The 13,585-nt window shown below is 65.8% G+C and carries 12 protein-coding genes and 1 pseudogene; 11 read left to right on the top strand and 2 right to left on the bottom strand.

Annotated features, from left to right (window positions below; all coding sequences use genetic code 11):
* Positions 1-86: 86 nt before the first annotated feature.
* Together ACFLEY_RS30830 and ACFLEY_RS30825 are read right to left on the bottom strand one after the other, a co-directional pair.
* Positions 87-323, bottom strand: coding sequence for a hypothetical protein (locus ACFLEY_RS30830; RefSeq protein WP_028172241.1), 237 nt, complete (start codon positions 321-323; stop codon positions 87-89).
* Positions 324-381: 58 nt separating this feature from the next.
* Positions 382-1,365: a Ku protein gene (locus tag ACFLEY_RS30825; protein WP_028172240.1), complete on the bottom strand. Its 984-nt coding sequence runs from the start codon at positions 1,363-1,365 to the stop codon at positions 382-384.
* Positions 1,366-1,600: 235 nt separating this feature from the next.
* Here ACFLEY_RS30825 and ACFLEY_RS30820 point away from each other — a divergent pair, with 235 nt between their 5' ends.
* The 11 genes and pseudogenes from ACFLEY_RS30820 (at position 1,601) to ACFLEY_RS30770 (ending at position 13,585) form a co-directional block, all read left to right on the top strand.
* Positions 1,601-1,756: a hypothetical protein gene (locus ACFLEY_RS30820; protein WP_165448146.1), complete on the top strand. Its 156-nt coding sequence runs from the start codon at positions 1,601-1,603 to the stop codon at positions 1,754-1,756.
* Between the two features lie 229 nt (positions 1,757-1,985).
* Complete coding sequence (locus ACFLEY_RS30815; protein ID WP_011085905.1) at positions 1,986-2,660, top strand: response regulator transcription factor; 675 nt, start codon at positions 1,986-1,988, stop codon at positions 2,658-2,660.
* A gap of 94 nt (positions 2,661-2,754) precedes the next feature.
* Entirely contained in the window at positions 2,755-4,131 is a 1,377-nt protein-coding gene (locus tag ACFLEY_RS30810) for a sensor histidine kinase (RefSeq protein WP_011085906.1), read from the top strand.
* Between the two features lie 161 nt (positions 4,132-4,292).
* A complete protein-coding gene (locus tag ACFLEY_RS30805) occupies positions 4,293-5,696 on the top strand; it encodes a hypothetical protein (RefSeq protein ID WP_060911215.1) in 1,404 nt (467 codons plus the stop codon).
* Positions 5,697-5,795: 99 nt separating this feature from the next.
* Positions 5,796-6,065: a hypothetical protein gene (locus tag ACFLEY_RS30800; RefSeq protein ID WP_028172238.1), complete on the top strand. Its 270-nt coding sequence runs from the start codon at positions 5,796-5,798 to the stop codon at positions 6,063-6,065.
* Positions 6,066-6,196: 131 nt separating this feature from the next.
* A complete protein-coding gene (gene ccmI / locus ACFLEY_RS30795) occupies positions 6,197-7,306 on the top strand; it encodes a c-type cytochrome biogenesis protein CcmI (RefSeq protein ID WP_011085909.1) in 1,110 nt (369 codons plus the stop codon).
* 34 nt (positions 7,307-7,340) lie between these two features.
* Complete coding sequence (ccmE, locus tag ACFLEY_RS30790; RefSeq protein WP_011085910.1) at positions 7,341-7,850, top strand: cytochrome c maturation protein CcmE; 510 nt, start codon at positions 7,341-7,343, stop codon at positions 7,848-7,850.
* Complete coding sequence (locus ACFLEY_RS30785; RefSeq protein WP_060911216.1) at positions 7,847-9,829, top strand: heme lyase CcmF/NrfE family subunit; 1,983 nt, start codon at positions 7,847-7,849, stop codon at positions 9,827-9,829. Before ccmE ends, ACFLEY_RS30785 begins: the two co-directional genes overlap by 4 nt.
* A 4-nt stretch (positions 9,830-9,833) precedes the next feature.
* Positions 9,834-10,316, top strand: a complete 483-nt coding sequence (locus ACFLEY_RS30780) for a cytochrome c-type biogenesis protein (protein WP_011085912.1) — start codon at positions 9,834-9,836, stop codon at positions 10,314-10,316.
* Between the two features lie 126 nt (positions 10,317-10,442).
* Positions 10,443-11,785, top strand: a pseudogene (locus tag ACFLEY_RS30775) (methyl-accepting chemotaxis protein).
* A gap of 222 nt (positions 11,786-12,007) precedes the next feature.
* Positions 12,008-13,585 carry a Do family serine endopeptidase gene (locus ACFLEY_RS30770; RefSeq protein WP_011085914.1) on the top strand — a complete coding sequence of 526 codons (1,578 nt, stop codon included), beginning with the start codon at positions 12,008-12,010 and terminating at the stop codon, positions 13,583-13,585.

The following is a 13,585-nucleotide window of genomic DNA, read 5'->3' as shown; positions in this document are numbered from 1 at the left end:
TGGCGCCGCTTAACCGATTGTTGAGGCTATGTCTCGGCGGGGCGAGGGAGGGCGAATGCTGCAAGCGCCACCGCGCCAGGTGGGGCTTACTTGCGACTGACGTCCGCGTTCAGCGCCCGCAACATCGCGATGCGGGCGAACATCGTCCAGCCGCCGCCCGTCTCGGCCGCGTGGATCAGGGTCTCGATCGCGGTCTGCCAGTGGCTCGCGTGCTGCGCGTCCTCGGGCAGCTGCATGATGTGATCGGCCGCCTGTTGAAGCGTCCGCAGCTTGCGCCCGTTGCGCAGCGAGATCGGATCGTCGAACGCCGCCGACCAGGGCATGTCAGGCCGGCCGACGGGCGAGGGGAGACATCACGGCGCGATCGTAAGCGGCGTGCCGCTAACCGGCCTTCTTCGCCCGCGCCGGCGCGCGCACCGGCTTGTCGGCCTTCTTCGAGGCTTCCTTGGGGGCCGTTTTCGCCGCAGCTTCCTTGCCGCCCTTGCCGGCGATCGGCAGCAGCATCTCGCGCTGGCCTTCGACGCGCTTCTTCGGCTTCTTGCCCTTGACGGTCTCCTTGACGACCTTCGCCACTGGAGCAGCGTCCTTCTCGCTCGCGAGGCTCTTCTTCAGAGCGTCCATCAGGTTGATGACGTTGCCGCCCGTCTTCGGCGCCGCTTTGGCCGCGATCGGGGCGCCCGAGCGCTTCTTGTTGATGAGATCGATCAGCGCGGCCTCGTAATGGTCCTCGAACAGCTCGGGCTCGAACGCTCCCGACTTCTTCTCGACGATGTGTTTTGCAAGGTCGAGCATGTCCTTCGTCAGCTTCACGTCCTGGATGTCGTCGAAATATTCCTTTTCGCTGCGGACCTCGTAGGGGTAGCGCAGCAGCGTGCCCATCAGGCCGCTCTCGAGCGGCTCCAGTGCGATGATGTGCTCGCGGTTGGTCAGCACCACGCGGCCGATCGCGACCTTGTCCATGCTGCGGATGGTCTCGCGGATCACTGCAAAGGCGTCGTGGCCGACCTTGCCGTCCGGCACGAGATAATAGGGGCGGATCAGATAGCGGTTGTCGATGTCGGCCTTCGGCACGAATTCGTCGATCTCGATCGTGTGCGTCGAGTCGAGCGCGATCTCGTCGAGCTCGTCCTTGGTGACCTCGATATAGGTGTCGGTGTCGACCTTGTAGCCCTTGACGATGTCCTCGGAGGTCACCTCGTCACCGGTCTCGGCGTCGACCTTGAGGTACTTGATCCGGTGGCCGGTCTTGCGGTTGATCTGGTTGAAGGAGACCTTCTCGGTATCCGAAGTGGCCGGATAGAGCGCGACCGGGCAGGTCACGAGCGACAAACGCAAAAAACCCTTCCAATTGGCGCGGGGGGCCATGGGCTACTCCAAACGCAACGGGGACAGACTTATGAGAATACCATCGGGGAACACCGAATCAAACACGGCGCGGTGCGGAATCTTGCAACTGCGTTAACCAGCCGCCCCGCGTCCGGTTGCTGCCCGAGCCCGCGGCAAAAGCCGGAACATCGTATCGGATCGGGCGTTGCCTCAGGACACAGGGCCGTGAGGCGGTCGCGGTCATCGGAGGCGACACGCAGAGATTGAGGGCATCATGGCAACCACGCGAGACCAGCATCAGATCGTCGAAACTGCAACCGAGGCGCGCCAGGGCGAACCCGGGCCGTCGGTGGCCGCGCTGCTCGCCATCTCGACCGGGCTCGCGATCCTGATCCTCGCCGTCATCTGGTTCGTATTCTTCCGGACCTGACAGCCGGATCCGAACGTCACGGGCCTTCCGACTCGCCGCGTAACGCGGCACATTGCGCCCGCCATGCCGCCGGCTCGTCCGGCAGCCTGGCGGGCGCAGTCGCGTCGGCGCGTGACAGGGCGTATATGACCAAAAAGTAACGCGGCCGGTTCCCCGCGTTCATATTCAGTTCACGCCGGAATTGCTCATCTGAGGCTGTTGTTCATGCGGCCTATCTTTGGAGAGAAGCGTGCGCCTGCTCGTTGTTGAGGACGACCCCGATCTCAATCGCCAGCTCACCAAGGCGCTGACGGACGCCGGCTATGTCGTCGACCGCGCCTTCGACGGGGAGGAGGGGCACTATCTCGGCGACAACGAGCCGTACGATGCCGTCGTACTCGACATCGGCCTGCCGAAGAAGGACGGCATCTCGGTGCTGGAGGCCTGGCGCCGCAACGGCCGCACCATGCCGGTCCTGATCCTCACCGCGCGCGACCGTTGGAGCGACAAGGTCCAGGGCTTCGATGCCGGCGCCGACGACTATGTCGCAAAGCCGTTCCATCTCGAGGAGGTGCTGGCGCGCATCCGCGCGCTGCTGCGCCGCTCCACCGGACATGCCCAGAGCGAACTCAGCTGCGGCCCGGTCACGCTCGACACCAGGACCGGCCGGGTCAGCGTCTCCGGCAATCCCGTCAAGATGACCTCGCACGAATATCGGCTTCTGGCCTACCTGATGCACCATTCCGGACGCGTGGTCTCCCGCACCGAGCTGGTCGAGCATCTCTACGACCAGGACTTCGACCGCGACTCCAACACCATCGAGGTCTTCGTCGGCCGTATTCGCAAGAAGCTCGACGTCGACATCATCCAGACCGTCCGCGGCCTCGGCTATCTCCTGACCCCGCCGCCCGCTCCGGGCGCCTGAGGCGTTGCGGGCTTGACGGGAGGCCGAACAGGGGGCCTTGGTCCGGTTATGACGTCCGACGCCCTGCCATCCTGCGCCTCCCGGGATCGTTCCGATGCCCGCTAGCTCGCTTGCCAACCGCCTGTTCCTGTCGGCGACGGCGTGGCTCGTGGTGATCCTGGCCATCACCGGCGTGGTGCTGTCGTCGGTCTACAAGAACGCGACCGAACGCGCCTTCGACCGCCGGCTCAATCTCTATCTCCGCACGCTGATCGCGGAGGTCGCGACCCCGGACGAGCCCCCGGACCGCCAGTTCCAGTCGCTCGGCGAGCCCCTGTTCGAGCTGCCGCTGTCCGGCTGGTATTGGCAGATCACGCGCACCGACACCGAAAAGCCGGAGGTGCGCTCCTCGCGCTCGCTCTGGGACAAGAAGCTGCCGAAGCTGGAGGAGCACGGTGCCGAGCTCACCGCCGCCGGCATCCGGCTCGGCTATGTCGATGGTCCCGAGGGGCAGAACCTGCGGATGGTGGAACGGCCGGTCGATCTCGGCGCCGACGGCAAATATTTGGTCAGCGTCGCCGGCGACGACAGCGAGATTTTCGACGAGACGCGCAGCTTCGACTATTACCTCGGCGGCACCTTCACCGCGCTCGGCATCGTGCTGCTCCTGACCACGGTGTTCCAGGTCCGCTTCGGCCTCGCGCCGCTCAAGCGCATCTCGGAGTCGATCGCCGACATTCGCTCCGGGCGGGCAGAGCGGCTCGAGGGCGAATTCCCGGTCGAGATCGCGCCGCTCGCGCGCGAGACAAACGCGCTGATCGATGCCAATCGCGAGATCGTCGAGCGCGCGCGCACCCATGTCGGCAATCTCGCCCATGCGATCAAGACGCCGCTTTCGGTCATCGTCAACGAAGCCGGCGTTCACGCTGCCGATCCGTTCGCGGCCAAGGTGATGGAGCAGGCGGACGTGATGCGCGACCAGGTCGCCCATCACCTGGAGCGGGCGCGCATCGCCGCGCGCGTCTCGGTCGTCGCGACCGTGACGGAGGTGGCACCCGCCATCGAGGCGCTGCGGCGGACGATGGAGAAGATCCACCGCGACCGCGGCATCATGGTCGAGGCCAAGGCCGATCCGTCGGCAAAATTCCGGGGCGAGCGGCAGGATCTGGAGGAGATGGTCGGCAATCTCGTCGACAATGCCTGCAAATGGGCGGCCTCCCGGGTCTTCATCGAGGTGCTGGTGGAAGTGCCGCATAAGGCCGGCGCCGGTCCGCGCCTGAGGATCATTGTCGACGACGACGGCCGCGGCCTGTCGGAGGCGGAGCGCACCCAGGTCTCCCGGCGAGGCCAGCGGCTCGACGAGTCCAAGCCCGGCTCGGGGCTCGGGCTTTCCATCGTGGTCGACCTTGCCGCGCTCTATGGCGGCAGCCTCTCCCTCGGCGCCGCGCCAATCGGCGGCTTGCGGGCCGAGTTGGTCCTCCCCGGAATATAATCCTTTGTTTCAACAGGATTTTTTGGTTCCGGGACGGCCGATCCGCAAGCAAACGGGAGGATTCGGGCCAACGTCCTCAACGGCTTCTTAAGGCGCAGCCTTCTATGATCGCGCTCGGACGCATCCCATGTCCGCCACTTTACCGTGCATTACCTGGGCGCATGAGCCAGACATCGATCGAGCGGCTGAGGGAATATCTCGCGCAGCTCCCGCCGCAGTCGCAGGCGCTGCTGATGCGGGAGTTCGAGCGCGCGCTCGAGCGCGGCCAGGACACGGCTGTGGCGACCCTCGTGCTCGAGCAGCTGCGCAGGATCGTCCGCAAGACGGAGGCCGACGAAACCCCACCCCCGCGGACGGACGACCTGTCGCGGCTCCTGTTCCAGGTGCTGGAACCGTTCCTCGTCGAGGCGGGCGCCCCGATCCGGGTCGGACAGATCCGCCGCTCCTCGCTGCATCCGATCTGGCAATGGCTCGGCTGTGACGGTGCTCCGGACAAGCTGAACGAATTCGAGGCGGCGCTGGCGCGCATGCCGGCCGCTGACAGTGCGGGGCAGGTCGAAGCGCTCGCCCAGAAGCTCCAGGCGGTGGCTGCGGACGCCATCTTCCAATTGACGGGGCCGGGCGGCGGCGACAAGTCGCGCGCGCTGGCCCGCGTCGGCCCGCCCAACGTGATCGAGGACCTCTATTCGGTCGGAGCGGTACTCCAGGTCCGAGAGGCCATCGCCACCCTGAACGAGAAGCTGCCGCGCTTCCTGCGCGCCTTCGGCGACTCCCAGATCGCCTCGGTGACGTCGGCGCTCAACATCCCTGTCCTCCAGACGCCGCAGATGCTGCCCTTCGCGCTGTCGATCGTCGTGCAGCGCATGACCGCGCCGTGGCAGATCATCCGCCTCGCCATCAAGATTGCCGCATCGGACGACGAGATCCGCGTGGCGGCAACGCCCTATGGCGTCGCCGTCACGATCGCCCTGCACGATTTGTCCTGCGTCGCCGCGATCCTGCGCATGGACATCAAGCGCGGCCAGTTCGACAACGTCGCCGATAATCTCAAGGCGCTGCACGACGGTGTGCGCGGCCTGCGCACCGAGCTCGACCTGCGCAACGATTCCGCCTGGGGTAAGCAACTGACCTCGATCCGGGCCGATATCTCCAATGCGCTGCAATCCGAGATCGACAGCGTTCCCGGCCGCGTTCGCCGGATCCTGCGCCAGCGCCCCGAGAAGGACATTCCGCCGGGCGCGCGGATCGACAGCACCGAGGTGGAGGAAACCGCGGCGCTGATCGATTTCGTCGCGACCTGCCGCAACTACGCCAGCGAGCTCGCGATCAACGAGGTGACGCTGCGCACCTATTCCGACCTGCAGCAATATGTCGAGCGCTCGACCGAGCAGCTGGTGCAGTCGCTGCGCGCCGCCGATCTCAAGGTCCGCACCTATCGGCAACAGCAGGTGCAGGCTGCGATTCGCTTCTGCCAGGTGCTGTTCGGCGATGACTACGCCTCGCTGATGAGCCGCGCCGCGGAGAACGCACTCACGGGCGAGCGCAAATCGTCGCGCGCAAGCTGATTCAAGCGCATATTTTTGTGATCACAATTTGTGGTTGAAGCTGTCGGTGACGGGCCCTACGGTCCCGATGCAAGTCCGGGGAATTCTATTTGTGGGCGCATGAAACCCGTTATCAGCTCCATCGAAATCGAGAACCGCGTCATTGTTGCCAAATATCAAAGACTGATGGTCGGCGCGAAGGTGGTGCTGGTCGAGAAGGCAAGCGGTCGGCAACTGCCTGAGACGGTCACGAGGGTTGCATCTCCGGTTCCGGTCGGAGCGTTGCGCATCAGATTGCCTGACGCCATCGAGCCGGGAACATACTTCCTGAAGGCCCTCAACGGTCACGGCGAGGACGCGGCTCGAAGTGTGGACTTCGAGATCGGCTAAGCCGTTGGATTTTCGCCGTTTCGGGGCTGTGGCCGGTCGCGCCGAATTGACAATTGTCAATTGCCGCATCGTCCGGCCGTGGTGTAAAGCCACCTATGGGCGCGGGTGGCGCGCTGCCGGAAGCTTGCCAGATGACGTTATGGTTCGTGTTCGCGCTGATGACGGTCGCGGCGATTTTCGCCGTGCTCTGGCCGCTCGGCCGCAGCGCGCGCGCGCAAAATCAGGGCAGCGAGGTCGTCGTCTACAAGGACCAGTTGACCGAGATCGAGCGAGACCTTGCCTCGGGACTGATCGCTGCGCCTGAAGCCGAGGCTGCGCGTGTCGAGATCAGCCGCAGGCTGCTCGCTGCCGCCGGCAGCGAGCCTGTGTCGGAGCCCAAATCGAGCCTCAAATGGCGCCGCGCGGCAGCGGTGCTGGCGCTTGTCGGTCTGCCGCTCGTTGCGATCGGCGTCTACATGCCGCTCGGCTCACCCCGGCTTCAGGACTTTCCGCTGGCGCAGCGGGAGCGCGGGTCCGGCTCCGGCATGGCGGGATCTCTGGAGAACCTCGTCGTGCAGGTCGAGCAACATCTGGAAAAGAATCCGACCGATGGACGCGGCTGGAACGTGCTCGCGCCGGTGCTGGAGCGGCTCGGCCGCTTCGACGATGCGGTGCGGGCCTATCGCAACTCGATTACCTACAATGGTGAGAGCCCGGAGCGCAGATCCGATCTCGGCGAAGCAATCTCGGCCGCTGCGGGCGGCGTGGTGACCGCCGAGGCCAAGACCGAGTTCGAACGGGCGCATGCCCTGAACGCAGACGATCCCAAGGCGAACTACTTCCTCGGTCTCGCCGCCGAGCAGGACGGCCGCAAGGACGATGCCGCCACCATCTGGCGCGCGCTGCTGGCCAAGGCTCCGGCGGATGCGCCGTGGCGGCCCCTGGTGCAGTCCTCGCTGGTGCGGGTCGGCGGCGGCACGATGCCGGCACTGTCCGATGAGACGATCGCCGCATCGAAGGACATGAGCGAGGGCGATCGCGGCGCCATGGTCCGCGGCATGGTCGAGCGACTGGCGACGCGCTTGAAGCAGAACAGCGACGACGTCGAGGGTTGGCTGCGCCTCGTGCGTGCCTATCTCGTGATGGGCGATCGCGACAAGGCGGTCGGCGCGTCGAGCGATGCCCGTCAAGCGGTCGCCAAGGATACCGAACGGCTCCGCCAGCTCAATGAAGGCCTCAAAACTCTCGGGCTCGACGGATGACGATGTCAGGACGAGACGAGAGAACGGATACGCCATGACCCGCAAGCAGCGACGCATGACCATCATCGGCGGCTCACTCGCCGTGCTCGCGCTCGCCGCCGCGCTGGTGCTCAACGCGCTGCGCGACTCCATCGTGTTCTTCTCGACCCCGACCATGGTCGCCGAGAAGCACGTTCAGGCCGGCAAGCGGTTTCGCCTCGGCGGCCTGGTGCAGCCGGGCTCGCTCCAGCGTGGCGACAATCTCGCGGTGAGCTTCGAGGTCGCCGACGGCAACGCCAAGCTGCCGGTCGCCTACAAGGGCATCCTGCCCGACCTGTTCCGCGAAGGGCAGGGCGTTGTCGCCGAAGGCGCGCTCGATGCTAACGGCGTGTTCAAGGCCGACACGGTGCTTGCCAAGCACGACGAGACCTACATGCCCAAGGACGTCGCAGATGCCCTGAAGAAGCAGGGGCACTGGAAAGACGATTACGGCGGCAAGGCTTCTGATGGCGTCAAGCCTGCGGCCACGACAGCGCAGGGCAACCCGCAAGGAGCGGTGCGGTGATCGCGGAATCCGGGCATTACGCGCTGGTGCTGGCGCTCGGCCTGGCACTGATCCAATCCATCGTGCCGTTGATCGGCGCGCGGCTGCGCGACGATGCGCTGATGAGCGTGGCGCGCTCCACCGCGCTGGCGCAGCTGCTGTTCGTCGGCGCCTCGTTCGTGGCGCTGGTGATGCTGCATGTGAATTCGGATTTCTCCGTCGCCAACGTCTACGAGAATTCGCATTCGATGAAGCCGCTGCTCTACAAGATCACCGGCGTGTGGGGAAACCATGAAGGCTCAATGCTGCTGTGGGTGTCGATCCTGGCGCTGTTCGGCGGATTGGTCGCGGCGTTCGGCAACAATCTTCCGCTGTCGCTGCGCGCGCATGTGCTCGCGGTGCAGGCCTGGATCGCCAGTGCCTTCTATCTCTTCATCCTGGTGACCTCGAACCCGTTCCTGCGTATCGCCAACCCGCCGATCGAGGGACGCGATCTCAATCCCGTGCTGCAGGACATCGGTCTCGCCGTGCATCCGCCGATGCTCTATCTCGGCTATGTCGGATTCTCGATCTCGTTCTCCTTTGCCATCGCGGCGCTGATGGAGGGGCGGATCGACGCCGCCTGGGCGCGATGGGTGCGGCCGTGGACGCTGGTTGCCTGGATATTCCTGACGCTCGGCATCGCGATGGGCTCCTACTGGGCCTATTACGAGCTCGGCTGGGGCGGCTGGTGGTTCTGGGATCCGGTCGAGAACGCCTCGCTGATGCCGTGGCTTGCCGGGACGGCGCTGCTCCATTCGGCGCTGGTGATGGAGAAGCGCAACGCGCTGAAGGTCTGGACCATCCTGCTGTCGATCCTGACCTTCTCGCTATCGCTGCTCGGCACCTTCCTGGTGCGCTCGGGCGTTATCACCTCCGTGCATGCCTTTGCCACCGATCCGACCCGCGGCGTGTTCATTCTGCTGATCCTCTGCCTGTTCATCGGCGGCAGCCTGTCGCTGTTCGCAGGCCGTGCGACTTCGTTGAAGCAGGGCGGCCTGTTCGCGCCGATCTCGCGTGAGGGCGCGCTGGTGCTGAACAATCTGCTGCTGACCGTCGCCTGCGCGGTCGTGCTGTTCGGCACGCTCTATCCGCTGGCGATGGAGATGCTCGCCGACTTCAAGATGTCGGTTGGCGCGCCGTTCTACAACCTCACCTTCGCACCGCTGTTTGCCCTGTTGCTGCTCGCCGTGCCGTTCGGGCCGATGCTGGCGTGGAAGCGCGGCGATCTGCTCGGCGTCACCCAGCGGCTGCTCGCGGCCGGCGTTGCCGGGCTCGTTGTAGTCGCGATCGTCTGGGCCTGGACGCGTGGCGGCAGCGCGCTCGCACCGCTCGCGATCGGACTTGGCGTCTTCGTCATCGCCGGCGCCGTCACCGATCTGGTCGAGCGGACGGGCCTGGTTCGTCTGCCGCTCGCAACAGCGCTGCAGCGGGCGCGCGGCCTGCCACGCTCGGCCTGGGGCGCGGCATTGGCGCATGCCGGCCTCGGCGTCGCGCTGATCGGGATCGTCTGCGAGATCACCTGGAACAGCGAATATATCGCGACGATGAAGCAGAGCGACATCGCCCATGTCGCCGGCTACGACGTGAAGCTCGACGGGTTGTTTCAGCGTCAGGGCCCGAACTACCGCGAGATGATCGCCGAGTTCAACGTCAGCCGCGACGGTGAGACACTGAGCGTCATGACGCCGTCCAAGCGCAGCTTCACCACCCGCGGCTCCTCCACCACGGAGGCCGCGCTGCTGACCCGCGGGGCGAGCCAGCTCTACATCTCGCTGGGCGATGCCAATGCCGAGGGCGCGATTGCCGTGCGGGTCTATCACAAGCCGCTGGTGCTGCTGATCTGGTGGGGTCCGGTGCTGATGGCCTTCGGCGGCGTGCTGTCGCTGTCCGATCGCCGCCTGCGGGTCGGCGCGCCAAAACCGGCGCGGGCCAAGCAGCGCCTGCAGCCGGCGGAGTGATCCGATGCGCCGGATGATGGCCGCGTTCGTCGCGCTTGCGCTGCTGGCTTCGCCCGCGGTGCATGCCGTGCAGCCCGACGAGATCATGTCGGATCCGGCGAAGGAGACGCGCGCGCGCGACCTGTCGCGCGAGCTGCGTTGCATGGTCTGCCAGAACCAGTCGATCGACGATTCCGATGCGCCGCTGGCGCGCGACCTGCGGCTCCTGGTGCGCGAGCGCATCGCGGCCGGCGACAGCAACTCGCAGGTGCTCGACTTCCTGGTCGCGCGCTATGGCGAGTTCGTGCTGCTCAAGCCGCGCTTCGAGCGGCAGACCTTGCTGCTGTGGCTGCTCGGCCCCCTGCTGCTGACCGGCGGTGGCCTGGCGCTGTGGCTGCAAATCCGGCGTCGCTCGCGGAGCGGTGCAGACCTACCTGCGCCGCCGCTCACGCCCGATGAAGAGGCGAGACTCGCGGCATTGATGTCGGACGAGGCCAAATCGTCCTAGCGACGTGAAATCCTCCCGGCTACGTATTGATACGTAATCTGCCGGCCGCCGCCGGGTGTTTCATGCTATGTTGACCTTTGTCTGGAAGCTTGTCCCGAGATTTGATTCCAGACTCTGAGTTCCCCAATGTTCGCGAACAGCAATCTGACGATCCGCTTCCTGGTCGGCGCCGTCGTCGCTGCATTATTGTTCCTGCTGGGCATCGGCGGCGGCACCGGATTCGTCGCGGTGCTCTATCTCAACAACGAGATCACCAGCCTGTCGTCGGACTTTGCTGCGCTGAGCGGGCCCGCACGCGATCACGCGATGCAGATCTACCAGCAGGCACAGGCCGCATTCTCCTACTTCCTAATCGCCTGCGGTGTGATTGCGGTCGTCGCCTGCGCGATCTGCCTCACGACCTGGTTTGCAGTGCGCAACGGCATCCTCAGTCCGTTCGCGGCGATCGTGCATGCCATGCGCGAGGTCGCCGACCAGAAGTTCGAAACCCCCGTGCCGGGGCTCGGCGGCACCACGAAATCGGCCTGCTCGCCGGCGCGCTGGAGGTCTTCAAGACCAACGGGCTCGAACGGCGCCGCCTCACCGAGCAGCAATTGCGTGAAGCGCAGCACCAGGCCGAGCGGTCGAAATTCCTGGACGCCCGGATCAAGCGCTTCAACGATCTCGTTGCCAGCGTCGTCGATAGCGTGGCCTCGTCGGCCGTGCATCTGAAGAGCAATGCCGAGACGCTGTCGCGGACGGCCAACGACACCAGCACCAAGGCCAATGCGGTGGCGAGCGGAGCGAGCCAGGCCAGCGCCAGCGTGCAGACGGTCGCGGGCTCCGCCGAGGAGATGACGAATTCGATCGGCACGATCAGCCGACGCGTCACCGATGCGACCCAGCGCGCCGAGGGCGCGGCGGCGCAAGCCGAGAAGAGCCGCGACACCATCCACACGCTGTCGGACGCCGCCGACAAGATCGGCGAGGTCGTGCAGCTCGTGCAGGCGATCGCATCGCAGACCAACCTTTTGGCGCTCAACGCCACCATCGAGGCGGCGCGGGCGGGGGAGGCCGGCAAGGGGTTTGCCGTCGTCGCCTCCGAGGTGAAGAGCCTCGCGCACCAGACCAGCAAGGCGACGGAGGAGATCACCTCCCATGTCGCCAGCATCCAGGGCATCACCGCGGAGACGCGCGGGGCGATCGACGGCATCTCGAAGACGCTGTCGGAGATCTCGTCGATCATGTCCGGCATCGAGGTCGACACTGCCCAGCAGCGCAACGCCACCCAGGATATCTCGCGCAGCGTCCAGGACGCCGCGCGCGGTACGCTCGACGTGTCAAACCACATCGCCCAGATCACCTCGACCTCCGCCGAGACCGGTCGCATGGCGGCCGAGGCCCGGGATTCCGCTGTGGATCTGTCGCAGCAGGCCGAGACCCTGAAGCGTGAAGTCGACGAGTTCATCGTCAGCGTCAGGGCAAGCTGAGGTCGCCTAAAACCTCGCCGGGGAGGCGGTCACCGGAACTCGAATAAGTTCCTGTAAGACCACAATTTTCGGTCTGCGCTAAACTGCCGCATCAACGCCGCCCCTTATTACGAAAGTTTAACCCCGCCGCCAGCGCACGGTAAGGCGCGAGCCCCCATCTTCAGGTCCGTAAGGTGCTGCCATCCCGCACCAAATGGATTTCAAGGCCCTGGAGAGCTCTGCATGACCGAACGTCCCGACCTTTCGAACCTTCCGTCCTACCGGCAGCCGCGCCGGTCGGTCTTCTCCGCGCGCAAGATCGCGCTGATGGCCTCGGTCGTCGCCGGCTTCGGCGCAGCCGTCTACGGCTTCAGCCCGTCGGTGTCGCCGGCCGACCTGTTCTCGAGCCCGGCGCATGCGCAGGTCAACAACGAGGTCCGGAAGGTTGAACGCCCGGTCGGCTTCGCCGACATCGTCGAGCGCGTGAAGCCGTCGGTGATCTCGGTGAAGGTCAACATCAAGGAAAAGACCGCGAGCAACGATGACGGCGACGATTCCTCCTCGCCGTTCCAGCCGGGCTCGCCGATGGAGCGCTTCTTCCGGCGCTTCGGCGGTCCGGATGGCATCCCGGGCATGAAGGGCGGCCGTGGCCGCGTCGTGCAGGGCCAGGGTTCCGGCTTCTTCATCTCGGCTGACGGCTTTGCCGTGACCAACAACCACGTGGTCGACGGCGCCGACAAGGTCGAGGTCACCACCGACGACGGCAAGACCTATACCGCCAAGGTGATCGGCACCGACCAGCGCACCGACCTTGCCCTGATCAAGGTCGAGGGCGGCTCGAACTTCCCGTTCGCAAAGCTTGCCGACGGCAAGCCGCGGATCGGCGACTGGGTGCTCGCAGTCGGCAATCCCTTCGGTCTCGGCGGCACCGTGACCGCGGGCATCGTCTCGGCCAGCGGCCGCGACATCGGCAACGGTCCCTATGACGATTTCATCCAGATCGACGCGCCCGTGAACAAGGGCAATTCCGGCGGTCCGGCCTTCAACACCGACGGCGAGGTGATGGGCGTCAACACCGCGATCTACTCGCCCTCCGGCGGCAGTGTCGGCATCGCGTTCTCGATCCCGGCCAACACCGTGAAGACGGTTGTTGCCCAGCTCAAGGACAAGGGTTCGGTCAGCCGCGGCTGGATCGGGGTGCAGATTCAGCCGGTGACGTCGGATATCGCCGACAGCCTCGGCATGAAGAAGGCCGAAGGGGCGCTGGTGGCGGAGCCGCAGGCGAACGGTCCGGCGGCGAAGGCCGGCATCGAGTCCGGCGACGTGATCACCTCGGTCAACGGCGAATCCGTCAAGGACGCCCGCGAGCTCGCCCGCACCATCGGCGGCATGGCGCCCGGTGCGATCGTGAAGCTCAACGTGCTGCACAAGGGCCAGGACAAGGTCGTGAACCTCACCCTCGGCCAGCTGCCGAACACGGTCGAGGCCAAGGCCGATACCGATAACGACAGCGGCAAGGGCGCGACCAAGGGCACCGACGTGCCCAAGCTCGGCATGACCGTTGCGCCCGCGAACTCCGTGGCAGGCGCCGGCAAGGAAGGCGTCGTGGTTACCGAAGTCGATCCGAAGAGCGCCGCGGCCGAACGCGGCTTCAAGGAAGGCGACGTGATTCTCGAAGTCGGCGGCAAGAGCGTCAGCACCGCCGGCGATGTCCGCGAGGCCATCAACACGGCGCGGACCGACAACAAGAACAGCGTCCTGATGCGCGTGAAGAGCGGCGGCCAGTCGCGCTTCGTCGCGATTCCCCTCGCCAAGGGGTAA

Source organism: Bradyrhizobium sp. YCK136 (assembly GCF_044570075.1).
Taxonomy (GTDB): Bacteria; Pseudomonadota; Alphaproteobacteria; order Rhizobiales; family Xanthobacteraceae; genus Bradyrhizobium; species Bradyrhizobium diazoefficiens.
Note: the sequence above shows the minus strand (reverse complement) of the source record. Positions and strands in the feature narration are given on the sequence as shown.

Excerpts from the sequence above, each read along its gene's own strand:
- ACFLEY_RS30830 (WP_028172241.1), bottom strand. The coding sequence starts at position 323 with ATGCCCTGGTCGGCGGCGTTCGACGATCCGATCTCGCTGCGCAACGGG.
- ACFLEY_RS30825 (WP_028172240.1), bottom strand. The coding sequence starts at position 1,365 with ATGGCCCCCCGCGCCAATTGGAAGGGTTTTTTGCGTTTGTCGCTCGTG.
- ACFLEY_RS30820 (WP_165448146.1), top strand. The coding sequence starts at position 1,601 with ATGGCAACCACGCGAGACCAGCATCAGATCGTCGAAACTGCAACCGAG.
- ACFLEY_RS30810 (WP_011085906.1), top strand. The coding sequence starts at position 2,755 with ATGCCCGCTAGCTCGCTTGCCAACCGCCTGTTCCTGTCGGCGACGGCG.
- ACFLEY_RS30805 (WP_060911215.1), top strand. The coding sequence starts at position 4,293 with ATGAGCCAGACATCGATCGAGCGGCTGAGGGAATATCTCGCGCAGCTC.
- ACFLEY_RS30800 (WP_028172238.1), top strand. The coding sequence starts at position 5,796 with ATGAAACCCGTTATCAGCTCCATCGAAATCGAGAACCGCGTCATTGTT.
- ccmI (WP_011085909.1), top strand. The coding sequence starts at position 6,197 with ATGACGTTATGGTTCGTGTTCGCGCTGATGACGGTCGCGGCGATTTTC.
- ccmE (WP_011085910.1), top strand. The coding sequence starts at position 7,341 with ATGACCCGCAAGCAGCGACGCATGACCATCATCGGCGGCTCACTCGCC.
- ACFLEY_RS30780 (WP_011085912.1), top strand. The coding sequence starts at position 9,834 with ATGCGCCGGATGATGGCCGCGTTCGTCGCGCTTGCGCTGCTGGCTTCG.
- ACFLEY_RS30770 (WP_011085914.1), top strand. The coding sequence starts at position 12,008 with ATGACCGAACGTCCCGACCTTTCGAACCTTCCGTCCTACCGGCAGCCG.